Source organism: Bradyrhizobium sp. HKCCYLRH2047, from assembly GCF_051168175.1.
Taxonomy (GTDB): Bacteria; Pseudomonadota; Alphaproteobacteria; order Rhizobiales; family Xanthobacteraceae; genus Bradyrhizobium.
This window is the reverse complement of record NZ_JBNPUM010000001.1, coordinates 188439-208940: the sequence shown is the minus strand read 5'-3', so window position 1 is coordinate 208940 and position 20502 is coordinate 188439. Positions and strand designations below refer to the sequence as shown.

Annotated in this window: 14 protein-coding genes and 1 tRNA gene; 6 read left to right on the top strand and 9 right to left on the bottom strand. The window is 66.2% G+C overall.

The features are described from left to right. Positions 1 to 154 precede the first annotated feature (154 nt). Positions 155 to 5074 (top strand): AAA domain-containing protein, encoded by a 4920-nt coding sequence (locus ACQR1D_RS00965; protein ID WP_434893694.1) that lies wholly within the window; start codon positions 155 to 157, stop codon positions 5072 to 5074. Positions 5075 to 5896: 822 nt separating this feature from the next. On the opposite strand, the gene ACQR1D_RS00960 is transcribed toward ACQR1D_RS00965, so the two are convergent. The 4 genes from ACQR1D_RS00960 to ACQR1D_RS00945 all read right to left on the bottom strand — a co-directional run bounded on the left by ACQR1D_RS00960 (position 5897) and on the right by ACQR1D_RS00945 (position 10125). Next, a tRNA-Thr gene (locus tag ACQR1D_RS00960) sits at positions 5897 to 5972 on the bottom strand. Positions 5973 to 6122: 150 nt separating this feature from the next. After that, positions 6123 to 8018: a heme biosynthesis protein HemY gene (locus ACQR1D_RS00955; RefSeq protein ID WP_434893695.1), complete on the bottom strand. Its 1896-nt coding sequence runs from the start codon at positions 8016 to 8018 to the stop codon at positions 6123 to 6125. Positions 8019 to 8035: 17 nt separating this feature from the next. Next, positions 8036 to 9346, bottom strand: a complete 1311-nt coding sequence (locus ACQR1D_RS00950; protein ID WP_434893696.1) for a COG4223 family protein — start codon at positions 9344 to 9346, stop codon at positions 8036 to 8038. A 50-nt stretch (positions 9347 to 9396) separates the two neighbouring features. Beyond that, on the bottom strand, positions 9397 to 10125 hold the full coding sequence (locus tag ACQR1D_RS00945; protein WP_434838805.1) for a uroporphyrinogen-III synthase: 729 nt from the start codon (positions 10123 to 10125) through the stop codon (positions 9397 to 9399). 140 nt (positions 10126 to 10265) lie between these two features. Between ACQR1D_RS00945 and tsaD the strand changes: the two genes are divergently transcribed. From tsaD to ACQR1D_RS00925, 4 genes are all read left to right on the top strand, one after another. Then, positions 10266 to 11333, top strand: coding sequence for a tRNA (adenosine(37)-N6)-threonylcarbamoyltransferase complex transferase subunit TsaD (tsaD, locus tag ACQR1D_RS00940; RefSeq protein WP_434838806.1), 1068 nt, complete (start codon positions 10266 to 10268; stop codon positions 11331 to 11333). 241 nt (positions 11334 to 11574) lie between these two features. Next, the gene (locus ACQR1D_RS00935; RefSeq protein ID WP_434838807.1) at positions 11575 to 12555 is read left to right on the top strand and encodes an NAD(P)H-dependent glycerol-3-phosphate dehydrogenase; all 981 of its coding nucleotides are present in this window, start codon (positions 11575 to 11577) and stop codon (positions 12553 to 12555) included. 184 nt (positions 12556 to 12739) lie between these two features. Beyond that, positions 12740 to 13153: an EVE domain-containing protein gene (locus ACQR1D_RS00930; RefSeq protein WP_315800785.1), complete on the top strand. Its 414-nt coding sequence runs from the start codon at positions 12740 to 12742 to the stop codon at positions 13151 to 13153. Positions 13154 to 13478: 325 nt separating this feature from the next. After that, positions 13479 to 13694 carry a dodecin family protein gene (locus tag ACQR1D_RS00925; protein ID WP_315800784.1) on the top strand — a complete coding sequence of 72 codons (216 nt, stop codon included), beginning with the start codon at positions 13479 to 13481 and terminating at the stop codon, positions 13692 to 13694. Between the two features lie 859 nt (positions 13695 to 14553). On the opposite strand, the gene ACQR1D_RS00920 is transcribed toward ACQR1D_RS00925, so the two are convergent. The 4 genes from ACQR1D_RS00920 to ACQR1D_RS00905 all read right to left on the bottom strand — a co-directional run bounded on the left by ACQR1D_RS00920 (position 14554) and on the right by ACQR1D_RS00905 (position 18510). Next, a complete protein-coding gene (locus ACQR1D_RS00920; protein WP_315800783.1) occupies positions 14554 to 16056 on the bottom strand; it encodes an ammonium transporter in 1503 nt (500 codons plus the stop codon). A 39-nt stretch (positions 16057 to 16095) separates the two neighbouring features. Continuing rightward, the gene (locus tag ACQR1D_RS00915; RefSeq protein WP_006611147.1) at positions 16096 to 16434 is read right to left on the bottom strand and encodes a P-II family nitrogen regulator; all 339 of its coding nucleotides are present in this window, start codon (positions 16432 to 16434) and stop codon (positions 16096 to 16098) included. Positions 16435 to 16767: 333 nt separating this feature from the next. After that, on the bottom strand, positions 16768 to 18078 hold the full coding sequence (locus tag ACQR1D_RS00910; protein ID WP_434838808.1) for an ammonium transporter: 1311 nt from the start codon (positions 18076 to 18078) through the stop codon (positions 16768 to 16770). 93 nt (positions 18079 to 18171) lie between these two features. Beyond that, the gene (locus tag ACQR1D_RS00905; protein WP_315800781.1) at positions 18172 to 18510 is read right to left on the bottom strand and encodes a P-II family nitrogen regulator; all 339 of its coding nucleotides are present in this window, start codon (positions 18508 to 18510) and stop codon (positions 18172 to 18174) included. 208 nt (positions 18511 to 18718) lie between these two features. Between ACQR1D_RS00905 and ACQR1D_RS00900 the strand changes: the two genes are divergently transcribed. Next, positions 18719 to 19594: a DUF4339 domain-containing protein gene (locus tag ACQR1D_RS00900; protein WP_315800780.1), complete on the top strand. Its 876-nt coding sequence runs from the start codon at positions 18719 to 18721 to the stop codon at positions 19592 to 19594. A gap of 5 nt (positions 19595 to 19599) precedes the next feature. Here the strand turns inward: ACQR1D_RS00900 and tesB are convergent, their stop codons facing one another. Beyond that, positions 19600 to 20475, bottom strand: coding sequence for an acyl-CoA thioesterase II (gene tesB / locus ACQR1D_RS00895; RefSeq protein WP_315800779.1), 876 nt, complete (start codon positions 20473 to 20475; stop codon positions 19600 to 19602). Between the last annotated feature and the right edge of the window lie 27 nt (positions 20476 to 20502).

Sequence of the window (20502 nt, the reverse complement as noted above, 5' to 3'; positions counted from 1 at the left end):
CAGCCTTGGGGTTCAGCGACCAGAGTCGAGCGACAATCCCATCTAGGCCTGGCAAGCAGCAGAATCGGCCAGGGTTACGCCTTTGGCAGTTGCGCTGCAGCCGATTGCGCGCTGTGATGGGGAGACAATCTGAGGGCGAGGGATTCAATTCTACATGGCCGATGCGCGCCAGAGACTGGTTGGACTGTTGGATTATGTCGAGCAAGTCATCCGGCTCGACGAGCGCGTGGCGTTTCGGCTTTCTGAGTACCGGTTGCCGGACGGCAGTACATTCGCCATTTCGGCGGACAACACGCGTGATCTGCCGGGCGTGCGGCATGACCTTCAGGACGATGAAGGCGCGAGCTGGCTTGAGGTTGATCGCCTTGTTCGGAAGGACCCGCCACCCCGTCCGGACTCCATTCGTCCCTGGATCGCCGTATCGAGTGATCCGACCCAAGCGCCGGAGATACACCAGACGCGGATCGTGACGGTCTCCGCGCCTGAACGCGACGAAGCGATCGCCAAGGGCGAGGTTCGACCTGACGATATAATGGTGGCGCCAAAGAAGCGTGGAGAGTCTTCAGATGCCCCCACACGTTATGACCTCACGCTGAGGCTTGAAGATCGGCCTCTGGTACGGAATGAGATTGAAGGCTGGATCGGGGGAGCCTGGTCGGAGTGGTCGAAACTCGAGAACCCACGCCGCAGGACAATCGCGCTTTACCAGTCCCTCTATAAGGTCTTTCAGCTGGTGGAAGTCGGCGGAGCGGAAAGCCCCGTTGAAGTGATCTGGGGGATCGGCGCCGTCAACTGGCAGAAGGACGGGCGGATCGTCGATCGGCCGCTTCTGGAGCGGCGCGTCGACATCGAACTCGACGAGAAGCGCGGCGGGGTTATCAGAATTCGGCCGACTGCTGCCGACGCCTCGTTCGACCTGAAGCCCTATGAAGAGCTTGGCTGTAGTAATCTGCCAAGTCTCGCTGAGCTGATGAAGCGGGAGATTCAAACTGCCGCCGAAAATGACGGGATTTTGCCATTCGTAAAGGACAGCTTCGAATTCATTCTGATGATGGCGAGCTCGCGCATCGATGCGGAAGGAAACTATAAGCCTCAAATGGATGGAGCGGCCCAGGAAGCCCGCTCCGCCAAGCTCATCATCACGGATAAATGGGTTTTGTTCGCGAGACCACGCTCTCAACACATCATTCTGCAGGATATCGACCGGATGCGCCGGTCGACCGAAGATTTAACGCACCCGCTGAAGGGATTTTCGGAACGTCTGGTGACGGCGCCATCAAATCAGGCGGCGGGGTCGAACTGGACGCCGTTGAGCTCCCGCATTGGAGCGTCCGCCCCAAGCGCACCCGCTAGCGAAGCGGTGCGTGATGAAACGTTCGACGTTTTCTTTCCTAAGCCCTTCAATGACGATCAGCTCGAAATCGTGCGGCGCCTCAACAAATCGGACGGGCTTGTCGTCCAGGGGCCGCCGGGAACGGGCAAGACACACACCATCGCAAACCTGATCTGTCATGCGATGGCGACCGGTCAGCGCGTACTGGTGGTTTCGCGTGGCGAAGCGGCATTGACCGTATTGAAGGAGCAACTGCCCAAAGAGGTACAGCCTCTCGCGATCGCCGTTCTCTCGAACGAACGCGAGGGTCTGCGGCAGATCGAGAGTACCATCCGCAATATTCAGAGCGTTATTGAAGAGACTCAGCCGGGTAAACGCCGCGACCTGATCTTGCGTCTCGAGACCGATCTTGACCGGAACCGCAAGCGCATCGATCAGATCGACCGGGAGCTCGATGGTATTGCCGAGCAGCACTTTACGAAAGTTGGTCCGCGAGATGAGACGCCTGCCGAACTGGCGCAACGCATTGTTACCGAGCGCGAGGCCTATCGCTGGTTCGGGGACCGCCCCGCCCGCTTTGTCTCCGAGACGGGACTGACCGATGCCGTGGTTGGTGACCTGTTTCAGGCCCGCATTCATTGCGGGGACTTGATTGACCATCTTGACGCCAGATTGCCCTCACCGCTCGATCTGCCAGACGCGGCAACGCTTCTGCAGTGGCATCACGACCTGATTGGGGCGCGCGAGCAGAAGCAGGCGGCGGATACAGGTCCGTCGCGGACGATGCACCTCACGCGAGACAGGCTGCCGCAGTCCATGCAACTGGCCAAGATACTGGAAGAACTCGCCCTGGCGCATGAAGCCTGCTCCCGCGCCACCTGGCTCGAGCCGTTCCGGCAGGCTGCACTTCAAGGGCAGCAGGATCCGTGGAGCGAGCGCTTACGCGAAATGATCGCGACATCCGCCAAGCTCGATGCGGAACGCGTTCATCTGAGCCGCCGCTCCGTCGTCCTGCCCGAAGTGCTGCTGGACAACCTTGATGCCCGCGAGGCGATCCGGCGTGGAGCAAAGGGAGAGAGGCTCTGGTCGCTTGTTGCCTTTGGCAAGAGCCCGGCCAAGGCTCTGGTTGCAGCCGTTCGTCTCGACGGGGCTCCGGTCCGCGACGACGATGCCGATGGCTGGCGCTATGTCGAGGTGGCGTTGGGGGCGGCCGACCAACAGCGCGAGTTTCAGGCGCGCTGGGACGGTTTTGCCGAGCAGATTGGCGCGCCAGCGGGTAAGGACACCCGTCCCGCCTTGAATCTTGCATCCCGGATTCTGCATTGCGGTGACAATGCGCGCATCGCCGCGCGCTACCTCTCAGGTCTCACATCGAATGAATTCACCGTCGACAGGGTGGCAACCGATCCTCAGCTTTGCCGCGCTCTGGCCGGGCAGATTCGCGCGCTCGCGAGTTCGGTGCAGCTTGCGACGGTCGAGCAGGCGCGCCAGCAGCTGTTGCAGCGCTTTGACACCGATGACCGCACTTCGGTCATCGTCCGGCAACTCCTGCAGGACGTCGTCGGAAAGCCATCGGCTCCCATGGACAAGATAGGCGGAACCTGGGAAGCGCTACTCAAGCGTTTGGAAAGGCTCAAATCGCTTCAAAGCGATTTCCAGACCATTCGTCGCGTAACCGACCAGATCGCGGCTGCCGGAGCTCCTCAGTGGGCAACGACTCTTCGGTCTGAAAAGCCAGTGGCGGACGATCCGCGCACATCGCCTGCATGGAGGGATGCGTGGGATCATGCCGCCGCCGATGCGCATCTTCATCGGATCGACGCGCGGCAGAAGCTGATGCAGCTGTCCGAACAACGTGACATATGCGAACGGCGTTGCCGCGAGCTGTTCGGGCAGATCGTCCGCGAACGGACCTTCTATCAGCTGGAGCAACGCCTATCGGCGGCGATCAAGGCGGCTCTTGTCACCTTTGTCCGCGCACTGACGCGCATCGGCAAGGGCACGGGGAAATCCGCCGGCACCCACCGCCATACTGCCCGTCAGGAAATGGCCAAATGTTACGGCGCCGTCCCATGCTGGATCATGCCGACCTGGCGTGTGGCCGAGCAACTTCCGGCGGAGCTCGGCGCCGTTGAGCTAGTCATCATCGATGAGGCCTCGCAGTCGGACGTAACCGAATTGCCGGCCCTGATGCGAGGCAAGAAGATCCTGGTGGTCGGCGATGACCGCCAGGTGAGCCCCACCGCGCCTTTCGTCACTCAGGAAAAAATCGTTCAGCTCAAGCATCATTTTCTAGGTGACTCGCCCTACGGCAGCTTGATGGAGCCCGGCGAAAGCATTTACGACCTGATGCGCGCGGTTTTTCCGGACCAGCGCCTGATGCTGAAGGAACACTTCCGCTGTGTTGAGCCGATCATCCGGTTTTCGATGCAGTTCTATCCCGAGAAGATGTTACCTCTGCGTATCCCGGCGGCCCATGAACGGCTTGATCCGCCCTTGATCGACATCTACGTGCCGCACGGCAGCCGCGAACGCCGGAAGAAGGTCAATATTCCGGAGGCCGATGTGATCGTCGATGAGATCGCCTTGCTGACCGGCAAACCCGACATGAAGGACCGTACGATCGGCGTGATCTCGCTGGTTGGCTCCGACCAGTCTGAGTTTATCCGCTCGCGCCTGTCAGAGCGTATCGGCGAGGAGATCATGCAGCGGCACGCAATTCTTTGCGGCGACAGCGCGACCTTTCAGGGAAGTGAGCGCGATATTGTTTTTCTGTCGATGGTGGCTGATCCCCGAAATAAGACCGCACTGACAATGCAACGCTACGAACAGCGCTTCAACGTCGCCATCTCCCGCGCTCGCGATCGTGTCGTCCTTGTCCGGTCCGTTCGGCGCGAGGAGCTTAAGGAGGATGATCTGAAGGCGCGCCTCATCGCGCATTTTGAGAACCCCATGCCGGGCGAAGAGGCGGCTGGTGATGCGCTGGCGACCTGCGAATCTCAATTCGAACGCGATGTGATGCAGCATCTAATTTCCCGCGGATATCGGGTTCAGGGCCAGGTGGGATCGTTGGGCTACCGCATCGACATGGTCGTCGAGGGGGCCGATCACAGGCGCCTTGCGATTGAATGCGACGGGGACGCGTACCACGGCCCGCAGCAATGGCGGAACGATATGCGCCGTCAACGGGTTCTTGAGCGCGTTGGCTGGCGGTTTTGGCGCTGTTTTGCTTCGAGTTTTTATCGAGACCAGAACGGTGTCATGAACGACCTGTTCGAGCAGCTGGCACGTCTCGGCATTGAACCGGTCGGCAATGACGCAGCAACGCATCACGGCCGAAAACTGACTGAGTACCGGGTCATAACGCCGCCTCAGGAAGAGCCTCTCATCCCGGTTGCGCTTGAAGATATCAGCCGCGACCTGCGTGGTCTGGCGGAAGATGACGCCAGTTTCACCGACGGAATTAGTGTCGGCGACCGCGTGGTTCTGATCTATGCAGACACCAAAGCGCGCATTTCCGTCCGCCTGACGAATGATTCGACGGATATCGAGAAGGGTCGACTTTCAGTCACTTCCCCGCTTGGACAGGCCATCTGCGGGGCAGAGGAAGGCACGGAAGTTGAATTTGGCGATAGCGGCAGGACGCGAACGATCCTGATCGAGAGTGTACAAAAAGATATCGGCGAGATGACCGGCCGCAGGGCGGACAGCAGTCCGGCAGCTGCCGTTAACGCAGGCTAGCGAGGTGGGGCGCAACTGACTTGCTAGGAAGGCTGGCGGGATACGGTGACGCTGCACCTTTCTCGTCGTCCTGCTCGGGAGTTAATGTCGCCTCGCCATCGAGTTTGATGGCGGTCAACACGGAACCATTGACGGTGTGCCGCAGCAACGGAGCAGCGCAGGGCGCGATTCCGAATACCAGAAATCTTATTGACACGGTCCCCAAATCAGTGGTTTGATCTCGCCATCCCGCCCGCACTGAGAGGGGCGTATCGCGATCGTCACGGGACGTTGCGGCGGGGAGCGGTGGCCGCGGGGCGACGCAGCATCTCCTGGAGGTGCGGACGAACGTCGTTTTGCGGACGGTCAAGCCGTGTGGTCCCGACACCCCGACGCTGGTGTCTTGGTCGGCGACGATGTCGATGACGGGGGCAAGCAAGCCCGGTCCCCTGGGAGAGCACGGAGCAGCCGTTCAAACCATTGCGCAGGGAAGGCCGGGTTGTTTCCGGCTGAGCCTGTGGTTCCTGCCCCGTGCACTTCTTTCGCACGGGGGCCATGGGTGCCAGTCGGCACTCGGCCTTCCCTGCGCCCTCTCGATTGACGAGGACGCCATCTGCAGCAGAACTCGGGGCTATTTAGTCCGCGAGATCGCGGCGGCATGGCTATGAGCAAGGCTGCGACCAGCGGCAGGCTGTTTGACAGGGTGGAATGGGATCAAAGAGCTTGGCTCAAGCGAAACTTGGGGGGCTCAAACGCCCGGCTGCGCCAAGGGGCTACGCCGGGCACGCTTCGCCCTACGGGCCACGGCCTGGCTGCGCCACGCGTAGCCCGAAGGGCGAAGCGTGGTGCCGCAAGAGGGACTCGAACCCCCGACCCCGTCATTACGAATGACGTGCTCTACCAGCTGAGCTATTGCGGCGAACCATAGCGGCGAGCGCCCGGCACGGGCCGGACGACGCGGACGCGCTCCTGATATCGGGCGGACGGCCCGTTGGCAAGGACAACGCGCGCCGCCGCGGCCCGGAATCGAACCGGTGTGGCCGGGAACAGCCGGACGGCCTGACGGCCCTCAGCCGCCGAACCGCGACCAGAACCCGCGCCAGCCGCCGGCCTGCGCCTTGGGGGCGATCTGCTCGGCGAACTCGTCGCGGGGCTGGTCGTCGTCGTCGACGCCCGGATCGTCCGGCGGCCGCATGATCGGGACGATCGCCTGGATTGGCGTCTCCGCCGGCCTGGCGAGATCGTTGCGGGTGCGGAACAGCGGCGTCGGTGCGGCCGCCGCGGTCTCGGCCGGCTTGGCGGCCACCGCGTCCGGCTCGGCCTCCGTGTCCGGCCCGGCTTCGGTCTCGGCGGGTCCCGCGGCCTGCAGCGGCGGCGCCGGCTCAACCGCGACGGCGGTGGCTTCGATCAGCTTGCCGTCCTCAGCCGTGTCCACAGGGATATCCACCGGCTTGTCGACAGGCTTGTCCACGGCCTCCTCGACCGGCTTTTCGGCCTGTTCGGGCTCGGCGGCCGCCGCCGGGCGAGGCGGCTCGTTGTCCTGCACGGCCGGCGTGATGACCACCGGCTCGCTCGCGGGTTCGCTTGGCGGTTCGATCACGGCTTCGGCGGCGGCCGGACGGGCCGGCGGGGCCAGCACGGCCTCGGCGAAGGCCGTGCTCTCGATCACGCTGCGCTCCGAGGGCAGGCTCGCGACCGGCGTCTGCCACTGGAAGGCGTCGAGCCGGCCGGTGACCGGCGAGATCGGCTGCCAGCGGTCGCTGACATAGCCGTCCGCGGTCCAGGCCGGGTCGTGGCGGGCGCGCACCGCGCGCAGCGCCCATTCCCGCGCCTTGCCGGCATCGCCATGCTCGGTGCGCTCCAGCTCCGCCATCAGCATTGCCACGCGCTGGGTCGGATCGTCGGTGAACGGCGCCAGCGCCGCGCGGGCGCGGCCGAACTCGGCGGCGTCGATCGCCGCGCGCGCCACCGCCAGCGCGCCCTCGACATGGCCGGGCGTGCGCGCGGCGAGGTTCTCGACCCGCGCCAGCCGCTGGGTTGCGGAATCGCCGAGCCGCACATGGGCGTAGGCGTCGGCGAGCTCCGGATGCGGGCCGGCGGCCCAGGCCGCCTCGATGATCTTCATCGCGCGCCGCACCTGGTGCGCCTCGCTCTCGAACTTCGCCGCCAGCACCGCGGCCGGCACCAGGCTCGGCGCCAGCTTCACCGCCTCCATCGCGCTCGTGCGCGACAGGTCGCGATCCGCGGTCTCCAGCGCCAGCGCGCGCGCCGTCAGCAGCACGCCGCGCTGGCGGCGGTAGGTCGGCTTGTCGATCATCCCCGCGGTGTAGTTGCTGTCGAGGATCGCCAGCGCACCGTCCCAATCGGCCTCGGCGCAACGGAAGCCGAGCACGGCATGCGAGGCCCAGGTGGCGTTGGGCGCCAGCTTGAGCGCCTCGTCGGCGATCATGACGGCGGCATAGGCGTCGTCGGCGCGCTGCGCCTCGATGAACAGGCCGCGCAGGCCGAGCAGGCGGGTATCGTGGCGTTCGGCCATGGCGCGGAAGGCGCGCCGGGCGCCGTCGCGGTCGCCTTCGAGCTGCGCCGCCTGGGCGTGCAGGAGAAGCGTCAGCGGGTCGTCGCCGGCCAGCCGCCTGGCGGTGTCGGCGTGCTGGCGCGCCGCGGTCGAATCGCCATGGCCGATCGCGAGCAGGCCGTGGGTGATGGCGTGCCGGCCGCGCTGATGCCGGCGGGCGCGATGCGCCTTGCGGATCCGGCCGGGCGCCCGCAGCAGCGCGCTGATCAGGTTCCAGACCAGCACGCAGGCGGCGATGGTCAGGCCGAGCGCAAGCACGAACACCGGCAAGGTCATGGCGATCCGCCACGGACCCCAATTCAAGACGACGTCGCCGGTCTGCTCGGCGACCCAGGCCGAGCCCGCCGCGGCGAGCCCGACCAGGATGAGGAAAATGACGATCCGGAACATGTGCGTCCTTGGGCGTCCTATTGCGCGGGTTTGGCGAGCGCGGTCATCGCGTCGTCGGCGAATTTGCGGGCGGTCGACAGCGCGGCGTCGCGGGCGTCGGCACGTGCGAGCCAGTCATTGGCGGGGGCGCGATCCTCCGGCGAGAGACCCTTCAGCTCGCGGCGCGCCTCGGCGAAGTCGTTGCGCAGCGCCGCCGCGGTGATCCGTGCCACCACCGCGCCGCGATCGGTGCCGGCGCCGTCGGTGCGCTCGACCTTGACCAGGCTCGAGGCGCCGGCCGAGAGCTTGCTGAGGATCGAGGTTCCCGTGGTGCTCTCCGGTGCCGGCGGCGAGAGCTTCGGCACGATGGTGAGCAGCTCGCGGCTGAGCGCCGCGGGGCTCGGCACGCCGCTGGTGGCGAAGACCTCCAGCGGCTTCAGCGCGGCCGGATCGGGCGCCAGCGACTTCGCCGTCGACAGCGCCGGCCCGTAGGGATCGCCGTGACGCACGGCGACGTCGAGCAGGGTCGCGGCGACCACACGGCGCAGCGGCGCGTCGTCGGTGGGCTTGGCAGCCGCGGCCTCGGTGATCTTGCGGCTCTCCTGCGCCAGCGCCGCGCTCTGGCTCTTGCTCGCCTGCTCCAGCGCATCGATGCGGGCGGTCAGGCCGGAGAGATCGACCGGCTCGGGTGCGGGGGCCGGCGCGGAGCCGTCGCGCGGCTGCGCCCTGACGTCGTTGAGCGCGGCCACCGTCTTGTCGGACTGCGCGCGCAGGCCGGCGATATCGTTGCGCAGCGCTGCAATCGCCTTGTCGGCGGCATCGAGCCGCCCGGTCACGGCGCCATCCGGCTTGCCGATCCGCTGCTCCAGCCCAGCGACGCGGGTGGCGAGCGCGTCGACGGCGGACGCCTGCGGTGAGACGGCCGACGGCGATACGACCTGCGGCCAGCCCAGCATCCAGCCGACGCCGATCACCAGCGCGGCCGCGGCCGCGCCGGAGAATGGCGCGATGATCCAGGGCGAGACCGGGCGGGGCGGCGGGAGCGGAGGAAGCTCGGCGCGCGGCGGCTCGGCCGCGGCGACGGTCTCCTCGGGCGTCTCGCTGGCAGCAGATTCCGGTTCGGTGTCACCGGCGGCATGCGGATGCGACTGGCTCGCCGCGCCCGACGACCCCTCGGCCAAGGCTTCGGCCGGCGCGGACCATGGCGAGGCAGTCGGCCGCTCGGCCGCGCTCTCGCTGGCCGACGGGCGCTCCTCGCGCGAGGTCGGCTCCAGGTCGATGGTCGGCGGTGGCCGTTTCGGCCGCCCGGTGTCGGAGGCCGGTGCAGCGGTGTCGGGTTCATCGACCATGGTGGAAGTTCCCTGGCTGAGGCAAGATTGAGCAGGCCCTCTTACGCCATTCACGACCGTAGCGCACGGGTCAGGCCCTCCAGCATGTCGTTTTCATCCGGATGCGCCGCGATTGTGACCTGGGTCGCGCCAGCCTCTCGAAGAACCTCGGCGACATTGGCCGACAGGCAGGCATGCGGCACCGCCAGCGCCGAGATTTCGACGCCGTCGGCCCGGATCGCCGCCACGAACGCCGCCGCGCTCCGCCGCGAATAATGCAGCACCGCACGAATCGCGTTTGCCGCGAACGCGTCGCAGACCTCGCGTGGCAGGCTGGTCACCTGTGCCATCCGATAGACGGTCTGCGTGACCACGTCGTAGCCGCGCGCGGCGAGCTCGGAGGCGAGATCGCGCGAGATGTCGGCGCCCGCAAGATAGAGCAGGGTGGCCCCGGCGTCGACGCCGCCGCCATTGGCGATCAGGTCGCGCAACGCCGTCGCATCGCCCGCGGCCGAGATCACTTGCGTGAAGCCGGCGTCGCGTGCGGCCGCCGCGGTCTGGTCGCCGACCGCGAACAGCGGCAGGCGCAGCAAGGCGGACGCTCCGAGCTGCGGCGCGGCCGCGCGCAGCGCGTTCGATGACGTCACGATCAGTCCGGCGGCGTCGCGGCCGGCGTCAGGCGGCAGCGCGACCGGCTCGAAGCGCAGCATCGGCGCCAGCAGCACGTCGAAGCCGCGCGCGCGCAAAGCCGCGGCGGTGCGCTCATTGTCGGGGGCGGGACGGGTCACCAGCACGGCCATGTGCTATGCTCCCGTCGAATACGGATCGGCCGGGCTGCAACGGACGGGTGATTGCACCTGGCGACCTCGTGGTGTTAGGCGGTTCTGCGCACTCATAATGACCAAAAGGGTTGAGATTGGGTAACGAATCGCAAACGCTCGTGCTGGGCATCGAAACCACCTGCGACGAGACCGCCGCCGCCGTGGTGGCGCGTGATTCGGACGGCAAGGGGCAGATCCTGTCCAACGTCGTGCGCTCGCAGACCGACGAGCACGCCATCTATGGCGGCGTGGTTCCCGAGATCGCGGCGCGCGCCCATGTCGACATGCTCGACCATCTCATCGACGCAGCGATGCGCGAAGCCGGCATCGACTATGCCGCGCTCGGTGGCGTCGCCGCGGCGGCCGGCCCAGGACTGATCGGCGGCGTCATCGTCGGCCTCACCACCGCCAAGGCGATTGCTCTCGTCCACAATACCCCGCTGATCGCGGTCAACCATCTCGAGGCGCATGCGCTGACGCCGCGCCTCACCGATGCAATCGACTTCCCCTATTGCCTGTTCCTGGCCTCCGGCGGCCATACCCAGATCGTCGCGGTCGCCGGCGTCGGCGACTACATCAGGCTCGGCACCACCGTCGACGACGCCATGGGCGAGGCGTTCGACAAGGTCGCGAAGATGCTGGGCCTGCCCTATCCCGGCGGACCTGAAGTCGAGCAGGCCGCGCGCAACGGCGACGGTCAGCGCTTTGCGTTTCCGCGTCCGATGCTAGGCCGCCGCGATGCGAATTTCTCGCTGTCGGGATTGAAGACCGCGGTGCGCAACGAGATCGGCCGACTGGAGAGCATCGCCGACCAGGATGTCGCCGACCTCTGCGCCAGCTTCCAGGCGGCGGTGCTGGAGTCGACCGCCGACCGTCTGCGCGTCGGCCTCGATCTGTTCAAGCAGCGCTTCGGCGCGCCAACCGCGCTGGTCGCCGCCGGCGGCGTCGCCGCCAACCAGGCGATCCGTGGCGCGCTCGACGATGTCGCGCAAGCCGGCGGCACCCGCCTGATCATGCCGCCGCCGGCGCTGTGTACCGACAACGGTGCGATGATTGCCTGGGCCGGACTGGAGCGGCTCGCGCTCGGCATGGTCGACGGCATGGACGCCGCCCCGCGCGCCCGCTGGCTGCTGGATGCCAATGCCAGCGTGCCGGGCAAGTTCGCGAATACGCGCGCGGGGTTTTGACCGTGGCAGACTCGCTGGCTGCGCCGAGCACGCGCCATCCATTGGCTCGTTCTCTTGTACGCCATAGCGCAAGCTGGCGCGGCAAACTCGGTGCGCCCCCCTACCCCCGCGCGAAGCGGAGCTTCGCTAGGCGGGGAGGGGTCGGGGGTGGGCGTAGCCCCACGAACGCTCTCGCCCGTGGCACTCCCCTCCCCAGCCCTCCCCCACAAGGGGAGAGGGAGCGCAGCGGCGGTTGCCGCGCATGATCAGTTTCCAAACCATCAGCATCATCGGCGCCGGGGCGTGGGGCACCGCGCTCGCCGCCGTCGCGGCACGCGCCGGCCGTGACGTCACGCTGTACGCCCGCGATGCCGACCACGCCGCGCGCATCGCCAGCGCGCGCGAGAATCCGCGCCTGCCCGGCATTCCGCTCGCCGACAGCATCGCCGTCACCGCCGATCTCGCCCGGGCCGCCCGCGCCGACGCCGTTCTCATCGTCGTTCCCGCGCAGCACCTGCGCGGCGCGGTCATGCACCTCGCGCCGCTGCTTCGGCCTGGCACACCGCTCATCGCCTGCGCCAAGGGCATCGAGCACGGCACCCACAAATTCATGACCGAGGTCATCGCCGAGGCGGCGCCGAATGCGATCCCCGCCATCCTGTCCGGCCCGAGCTTCGCCGACGATGTCGCGCGCGGCCTGCCCACGGCGGTGACGCTCGCCGCCCGCGACGAGCCGCTTGCGGCGGCGCTGGTGCAGGCACTGGGCTCGCCGACCTTCCGGCCCTATCACGCGACCGACGTGCGCGGCGTCGAGATCGGCGGCGCCGCCAAGAACGTGCTGGCGATCGCCGCCGGCATCGTCGCCGGACGGCAGCTCGGCGCCTCGGCCCTGGCGGCGCTGACCACGCGCGGTTTCGCCGAGCTGGTCCGGCTCGGCCGCGCCTATGGCGCGCGCAGCGAGACCTTGACCGGCCTGTCCGGCCTCGGCGACCTCATCCTCACCTGCGCCGGCCCGCAGTCGCGCAACTTCGCCGCCGGCCTCGCGCTCGGCCACGGCGAGCCGCTGCCGGCGGGCAAGCTCGCCGAGGGACAATACACCGCGCCCGTGCTGGTCGAGCTCGCCACCTCGCGCGGCGTCGAGATGCCGGTCGCGCTGGCCGTGGCCGCCATTCTCGCCGGCAGCGTCACGATCGACGCTGCGATCGAGGCGCTGATGCTGCGCCCGTTCAAGGCGGAGGAGTGAGCGGTGTAGGCGCGGCGCTACCGGTCGCGCAGCCACCTCCGCCGTCATGCCCGCGCTTGTCGCGGGCATCCACGTCTAAGATAATAGAGCTGGCGGTGAGACGTGGATGGCCGGGGCCTTTGACAGACGTGCTTCGCACTTTTGCCCGGCCACGATGAATGGAAAGAGAAAAGAGAACTGCATCATGAACTACTGGCTGGTGAAATCCGAACCCTCGGTATGGTCGTGGGACCAGCAGGTGGAGAAGGGCGCGAAGGGGGAGGCCTGGACCGGCGTGCGCAACTACACGGCGCGGCAGAACCTCGTGGCGATGAAGAAGGGCGACCTCGCCTTCTACTATCATTCCAACGAGGGGAAGGAGATCGTCGGCATCGCCGAGATCATCAAGGAAGCCTATCCCGACCCGACCGACAAGACCGGCAAATTCGTCTGCGTCGACATCAAGGCGCACAAGGCGTTCAAGACCCCGGTGACGCTCGCCGCGATCAAGACCGACAAGACGCTCAGTGAGATGGCCCTGGTCAAGCAGTCGCGCCTGTCGGTGCAGCCGGTGACGCCGGAGGAATGGAAGCACATCTGCAAGTTGGGCGGAGTATAACCGATCGAACGGCGTAAGATGCCGGCTCAGCAGCGCCCGGCTCTGGCGCAGCTCAGAGATCCAGACCTTTCTTGCGCGGCTCGTCGACCATCTGGTTGCGATCTCTTCGCCGAGCGCCTGCCCATGGCCCTCAGGTCGTCAGTCGAGAAGTTCCCGGCGTAGAGGGCCGCGATCGCATCTGAGAATAGGAAATCCTGCCCTGAAAGGCTGGGTGAACTTCGGGATCAATACTCTGCCGAGCGCTTCCCGTGTTGATGTCGTGATGCTACGCTCGGTTGTGGCAGGAAGCTCCTGCTTCCTGCTTCATACCGAACAGGAGAACGACATGTCTGACAGCGTCTACAAAGTCATCGAGCTGATCGGTACCAGCGGTGAATCCTGGGAAAAGGCGGCCGCGAATGCGGTCGAACAGGCGGCGAAAACACTCCGAGACCTCCGCGTCGCGGAAGTCGTCAAGCTGGACATGCAGCTCGACGCGAAGGGGAAAGTGGAAGCCTATCGGGCCAAGCTCAACGTGTCGTTCAAGTTCGAAGGTGCATGAGCTGTCCATCGGCTTGCATTGCTCGCAGCGCCCATCGGCCAGAGCAACGGCGGACGTGCTATTCGGCGTCACACCCGTCATCAGGGCGTGGTGATCGCGAACTAACTACTCCGTCATGCCCGGGCTTGTCCCGGGCATCCACGTCTTCCTTTTGAGCAAACAAGGACGGGGATGGCCGGGCTCACCGTAAAGCCGAGCGGGATGGACGTGACCGCAAGCCTGCCATTGGCAAACTGCCCGTCGTTTTAGTTTGCCGCAGCATTTCCCCTTGCACCGTCGGGCAAATCACATTTCCGCGGCGTCCCTGCTGCCGCATGAGGGTCGTTTCGCGACCGTCACGGATCGTTGGCAGTGGGATGCGATGGGCGTGTGTCAACGCAGCGTGACTTAGTTGCGCGGACGAACGATCGATGCACGCACGGTCAAGTCGCGCGGTCCTGATATCCCGACGCTGATATCAAGCGGGTGGCGATGCCCTGGAGTGTCGCGCTCGTGATGGTGGCCAGACAGCCCGGCGCACCAGGGAGAACGCGAAGCAGCCGTTAAAATCGTTGCGCAGGGAGGGCCGGGTGCGTTCGGCCAGACCTGTGGTACCTGCCGCCTGCCCCTTACAAAGATCACGCGGTATGGGTCCGCGTTCGCGGGGACGACACCGGCGGTGTGGCACGCGATCGGCCTCTACGACCTGTCCGCAGCGCTGCGGCTGCCCATCTCGGACAAAAGACAAGCCCAGTCGAAAGGCCAAAAAAGAAAGGGGCCCCAGCTTGCGCTGGAGCCCCTCAACGGTCAGGGCATTGCCGGGTATTTGCCCGAACCGAAGTTGCGGACCTGGTCGCTTACGACCAAGTCCCGGGAGAACTCAGTAGTTGTAGGCGCGCTCGCCGTGGTCGGTGATGTCCAGACCCTCGCGCTCCTGCTCGACGGTCGGGCGCAGGCCGATGATCACGTCGACGACCTTGTAGAGGATCGCCGAGCCGACACCCGACCACACCAGCGTGGCGACGACAGCCTTGATCTGCGCCAGCATCTGCGTGGCGAAGTCGTAGGTGCCGGCGTTGTTGCCGGTGATGTTGGTGTAGTCGGTGATGCCGACGCCGCCCAGTGCCGGGTTGACCAGGATGCCGGTGGCGAGAGCGCCGACGATGCCGCCGATGCAGTGCACGCCGAACACGTCGAGGGCGTCGTCATAACCCAGCGCGTTCTTCACGGTGGAGACGAAGAACAGGCAGATCGGGGAGACGATCAGGCCGAGCACCAGCGCGCCGATCGGGCCGGCGAAGCCGGAGGCCGGCGTGACGGCGACGAGGCCGGCGACCGCACCCGAGCAGATGCCGAGCAGCGAGGGCTTGCCCTTGACGGCCCATTCGCACAGCAGCCAGGACAGCGCCGCACCAGCGGTGGCAACCATGGTGTTGACGAAGGCCAGCGCGGTGACGCCGTTCGACTCCAGGTTGGAGCCGGCATTGAAGCCGAACCAGCCGACCCACAGCAGCGCGGCGCCGATCATGGTCATGGTCAGCGAGTGCGGAGCCATCAGCTCCTTGCCGTAGCCGGTGCGCTTGCCGATCAGAACCGCGCCCACCAGACCGGCGATGCCGGCATTGATGTGAACGACGGTGCCGCCCGCGAAGTCGAGAGCGCCAGCGCCGGCGAGCCAGCCGACCGCGCCGGTGACTTCGTCGAGCTTGGCCTGGGCGGCGGTCTTGGCAGCGGCGTCGCCGGCGGCGGCGAGAGCCTTGGCAGCGGCGGCCACGTCATCGGGAGCCGCGATGTACCAGACCCAGTGCGCGATCGGGAAGTAGATGAAGGTCACCCAGAGCAGGATGAACAGCATCACCGCCGAGAACTTGATGCGTTCGGCGAAGGCGCCGACGATCAGGGCCGGGGTGATCATCGCGAAGGTCATCTGGAACACGAAGTAGGCCAGCTCCGGGATCACCACGCCGTTCGAGAAGGTCGGAACGGTCGAGTTGGCGTCGACGCCGTGCAGGAAGGCCTTGGAGAAGCCGCCGACCCACGAGGTCATGCTGCCGCCGTCGGTGAAGGCCATCGAGTAGCCGTAGAGCGTCCAGATCACGCCGACCATGGCGACGATCGCGAACACCTGGGTGAGGACCGAGGCCATGTTCTTGGTGCGGACGAGACCGCCATAGAACAGCGCGAGGCCGGGGATGGACATCATCAGCACGAGGGCGCTGGACACGAGCATCCAGGCGACGTCGCCCTTATTGGGAACGGGGGCGGCTGCGGCAGCGGCGGCCGGCGCGTCCTCGGCGAACGCCACGTCGGCGAGGCCTGCGACGCAGAGCCCGGCGATGGCGAGCGTGATCCATCCCGCGCTGGTTGGACGTTTGAACGTCATTTTATTCTACTCCGTAAGTGTTCTGGTTTGAGCGCGAAATCAAAGGGCCGCAGCGTCCGCTTCGCCGGTGCGGATGCGCACGGCGTGGTCGAGGCTGATGACGAAGATCTTGCCGTCGCCGATCTGGCCGGTCTTGGCGGCCGAAGAGATGGCATCGATGGTCTTGTCGACCTGGTCGGAGGGGATCGCGACCTCGATCTTGATCTTGGGCAGGAAGCTCACCGCATATTCAGCGCCGCGGTAGATTTCCGTATGACCTTTCTGACGGCCGTACCCCTTCACTTCCGTCACCGTGAGACCATGAACGCCGATGGCGGTCAGGGCGTCCCGGACTTCTTCGAGCTTGAATGGCTTAATGATCGCCATAACAATTTTCATGGGTCCAATCCCCGCTTGGGCCCGGTACGGACACTACCGAGCGCTTCCTGTCGACTGAGGTTCACCACGCGGAGAAAATCTTCACGACGCGGGCACAGCCGGGGGCGATAGAATCAAATGCCGTGCCAGACGGCTGGTCAGGGCTAACGAGCGGTGAATCCTGACCTTTTCAGCCCTCAGGGGGGGCATCAGGGGCTGCGCCATTCCGCCGCGCTCAAGGAATGGGCAGGCATGCGCAAAAGTTGCGCATGTCAGGCTCAAGACACAATGCTGCCCACGGCGCGGGCAGAATCCCGCGACGCCGAACAGGTCAATTGGCGCCGTTTGCTGCAGCTATTGCAGCGCCTCGCCATGCTGGGAGATGTCGAGCCCTTCCAGCTCGTGCTCGCGCGACACCCGCAGCGGTACGAAGGCGCTGACCAGCTTCAGGAGACCCCAGGTCACGCCGCCCGACCACACCAGTGTGACGGCGACGCCGTAGAGCTGGGCCGCAAGCTGCTTTGGGTTGCCCTCGATCAGCCCGGTAGTGCCGCCGATCGCGGCCGTCGCGAACACGCCGGCCAGCAGGGTCCCGGTCAGGCCGCCGATGCCGTGGACGCCGAACACGTCGAGCGAATCGTCATAGTTGAAGCGGTGCTTCAGCGAGGTGCAGGCCCAGTAGCAGATGACACCGGCGAGCGCGCCGATCACCAGGCCGTGCCACGGCGCGACGAAGCCGGACGCGGGCGTGATGGTGCCGAGGCCGGCGACCGCGCCGGAGATCATGCCGAGCACCGAGGGCTTGCGCCGGGTCGACCATTCCAGCGCGCCCCAGGTGACGGCGCCGGCGCAGGCGGCGAGATGCGTGGTCAGGATCGCCATCACCGCATGTGCATTGGCCCCAAGCGCCGAGCCGCCATTGAAGCCGAACCAGCCGACCCAGAGCAGGCCGGTGCCGACCACCGCGAGCGACAGGTCGAACGGCGAGAGGTTCTCGCTGCCATAGCCCTGGCGCCGTCCCATCACCAGCGCGGCGACCAGCCCGGCAGTGCCGGCGGAGAGATGCACGACGAGGCCGCCGGCGAAATCGACCACGCCGGCCTGCGCAAGGAAGCCGCCGCCCCAGATCCAATGCGCCAGCGGGACATAGACGAAGATGAACCAGGCGATGCTGAACAGCAGATAGGCCGAGAATCGCATGCGGTCGGCGACCGAGCCCGCCACCAGCGCCACCGTGATGATCGCAAACGTCATCTGGTACAGCATGAACAGCGACTCGGGGATGGTCTTGGCGCCAGGATGGACGCTGTCCATGCCCATGCCGGCGAGGAACGCGCGGTCGAGCGAGCCGATCCAGGTGCCGTCGCCGACGAACGCCAGCGAATAGCCGAACGCGACCCACAGGATCGAGATCAGCATCACCGCCGCGAGGCTCTGCGCCATGGTCGCCAGCACGTTCTTCTTGCGCACCATGCCCGAGTAGAACAGCGCCAGACCGGGAATGGTCATCATCAGCACCAGCGCGGTGGCGACGATCATCCAGGCGGTGTCGGCCGGATCGATCGTGGACGGCGCTGCCGCCCGTGCGGGTGTAACGAAGATGATCGCGGCCGCCGCAGCCAAAGCAGCAGGCGCGCGCAGGCAACGAGACGCGCAGGTCCCCATGACAGTCCCCCCGGCATGTCGGATCAGGTTGAGAATGTTCGCTCCGCCGCGCCGTTGCGGCGGGCGTGCAGCCGTCGCGGCTGCTTGAACGGTTTACAGAGCGTCGGTGTCGGTCTCGCCGGTGCGGATGCGGCGGGCATGATCGATCGGCGTCACGAAGATCTTGCCGTCGCCGATCTGGCCGGTGCGCGCATGCGTGGTGATCACCTCGACCGCCTTGTCGGCCATCTCGGAGTTGACCGCGATCTCGATGCGCAGCTTGGGCAGGAAGTTCACGATGTATTCGGCGCCCCGGTAGATCTCCGTGTGGCCCTTCTGGCGGCCGTAGCCCTTGACCTCGGTCACGGTCATGCCGTGGACGCCGATCGCGGTGAGGGCCTGGCGCACCTCGTCGAGCTTGAAGGGTTTGATGATCGCGACGACGAGCTTCATGGGCGGGCCTTGGTTTCCTCGGAGCGAAGCAGCCTGTTTCGGAGGCAGGCTTGGGACGGCCGTTTTGGCCTGTTCCTAGGCAAATGGCACAAAATCAGCGCAGCGTTAAGCGAAAACGTCAAGGAGTGACGGATATCACTGAACGGAACGCGACATCGCCCGACAGACTGAAGACGTGTTCCTGCCATCCTCTATTCAAGGACATCCCATGTCGAATCGTTCCTGGTATTACGCGGCGCAAGGCCAGCAACAGGGTCCCATTTCGGAAGACGAACTGCGCGACCTGATCGCCCGGGGCGTCGTGACCGCCGAGACGCTGCTGTGGAGCGACGGCATGGCCGGCTGGGAGAAGGCCGGGCGCATTCCCGGCCTGATGTCGGGCGTGCCGAGCATGTCGCCGGCCACGCCGCCCGCGTTCGACGCCGGCACCGCCGCGTCGGGCGGCGCGCTCTCGGTCAAGCTCGACACCTGGTCCTATCTCGGCTGGACGCTGCTGTATGTCGTCGGCCAGTTCCTGATCGTCATCACGCCCTGGACCGCTGTCTATCTCTACCGCTACGTGATCGAGCGGATGAGGGTGCCCGGCCGGCCGAACCTCACCTTCACCGGTCAGCCGCTCGACATCTGGTACGTCTTCGTCGCGATGGGCGTGCTGGCCTATGTCAGCCTCAGCGACCGGCCGATCCTCAACCTCATCTCGCTGGTTGCCCCGGCGTTCCTGGGCTGGATGGTGCTGCGCTGGCTGCTGAGCAACCTCGCCTCGAATGGCGAGCGGTTGCCGATCCATTTTGAAGGCAGCCCCGTCGTCTATGCCGGCTGGTACCTGCTGATGATCGTGTCGGGCATCACCGTCATCGGCTGGGCCTGGGTGCTGACCGCCTGGATGCGCTGGGTGTGCCGCAACATCCAGGGGACGCGGCGCGAGGTCGTGTTCACCGGCTCGGGCCTGCAGGTGCTGTGGCGCACCTTCGCGTTCGTGCTCGGCAGCTCGGTGATCATTCCGATCCCGTGGCTGCTGCGCTGGTACAGCGCCTGGTACGTGTCGCAATTCGCGGTCGTGCCGCGCACCGCGCAGCCGATGTGATGCGGCTAGGCCCGGCGCTCGCGGATCGATCCCTCCTGCGCGACGGAGGCGACCAGCGTGCCGTCGGGCTTGAAGATCGAGCCGCGGGTGAGCCCGCGGCCGCCCTGCGCGCTCGGCGAATCCTGCGCATAGAGCAGCCATTCGTCGGCGCGGAACGGGCGGTGAAACCACATCGCATGATCCAGCGAGGCCGGCATCATGCGCTTGTCGAACAGCGTGCGGCCGTAGCGCGCCATCACGGCGTCAAGCAGCGAGAAGTCCGACGCATAGGCCAGCGCGCACATGTGCAGCGCCGGATCATCGGGCAGCTTCGCCGCCGTCCTGATCCAGACATGGATGCGCCCGTCGTCGATCTTCTGGCCGAAATAGCGGCTGAGCTCGACCGGGCGCAATTCGATCGGACGATCGGATTCGTAATAGCGGCGGATGAAGTCCGGCATCCGCTGGAAGACCTCCTGGAACATCGGCTGCTTGGAGATCTCCTCGGCCGTCAGCTTCTCCGGCGGCGGCACGTCCGGCATCCTGTCCTGATGGTTGAACGCGCTCTCCTCGTCGCTGTGGAACGAGACCATGATGGAGAAGATAGCGTTGCCGTGCTGGATCGCGGTGACGCGGCGCGTCGCGTAGCTCTTGCCGTCGCGGAGGCGCTCCACCTGGTAGATGATCGGCACCTGCGGGTCGCCCGGCAGGATGAAATAGCAGTGCAGCGAATGCGGCAGCCGGCCCTCGACGGTGCGGCACGCCGCCATCATCGCCTGGCCGATCACCTGGCCGCCGAACACGCGCTGCCAGCTGGTCTTCGGGCTGTTGCCGCGGAACAGGTTCACCTCGATCGGCTCGAGATCGAGGATCGAGATCAGGTCGATCAGTCCCTTGGACATGGCGTGTTGCTTTCGCTGGCTCGGCCG

What these genes read in the sequence shown, in the direction of transcription:
- ACQR1D_RS00965 (WP_434893694.1), top strand. Translation starts at nt 155, where the DNA reads ATGGCCGATGCGCGCCAGAGACTGGTTGGACTGTTGGATTATGTCGAG.
- ACQR1D_RS00955 (WP_434893695.1), bottom strand. Translation starts at nt 8,018, where the DNA reads ATGTTCCGGATCGTCATTTTCCTCATCCTGGTCGGGCTCGCCGCGGCG.
- ACQR1D_RS00950 (WP_434893696.1), bottom strand. Translation starts at nt 9,346, where the DNA reads ATGGTCGATGAACCCGACACCGCTGCACCGGCCTCCGACACCGGGCGG.
- ACQR1D_RS00945 (WP_434838805.1), bottom strand. Translation starts at nt 10,125, where the DNA reads ATGGCCGTGCTGGTGACCCGTCCCGCCCCCGACAATGAGCGCACCGCC.
- ACQR1D_RS00935 (WP_434838807.1), top strand. Translation starts at nt 11,575, where the DNA reads ATGATCAGTTTCCAAACCATCAGCATCATCGGCGCCGGGGCGTGGGGC.
- ACQR1D_RS00930 (WP_315800785.1), top strand. Translation starts at nt 12,740, where the DNA reads ATGAACTACTGGCTGGTGAAATCCGAACCCTCGGTATGGTCGTGGGAC.
- ACQR1D_RS00925 (WP_315800784.1), top strand. Translation starts at nt 13,479, where the DNA reads ATGTCTGACAGCGTCTACAAAGTCATCGAGCTGATCGGTACCAGCGGT.
- ACQR1D_RS00920 (WP_315800783.1), bottom strand. Translation starts at nt 16,056, where the DNA reads ATGACGTTCAAACGTCCAACCAGCGCGGGATGGATCACGCTCGCCATC.
- ACQR1D_RS00915 (WP_006611147.1), bottom strand. Translation starts at nt 16,434, where the DNA reads ATGAAAATTGTTATGGCGATCATTAAGCCATTCAAGCTCGAAGAAGTC.
- ACQR1D_RS00910 (WP_434838808.1), bottom strand. Translation starts at nt 18,078, where the DNA reads ATGGGGACCTGCGCGTCTCGTTGCCTGCGCGCGCCTGCTGCTTTGGCT.
- ACQR1D_RS00905 (WP_315800781.1), bottom strand. Translation starts at nt 18,510, where the DNA reads ATGAAGCTCGTCGTCGCGATCATCAAACCCTTCAAGCTCGACGAGGTG.
- ACQR1D_RS00900 (WP_315800780.1), top strand. Translation starts at nt 18,719, where the DNA reads ATGTCGAATCGTTCCTGGTATTACGCGGCGCAAGGCCAGCAACAGGGT.
- tesB (WP_315800779.1), bottom strand. Translation starts at nt 20,475, where the DNA reads ATGTCCAAGGGACTGATCGACCTGATCTCGATCCTCGATCTCGAGCCG.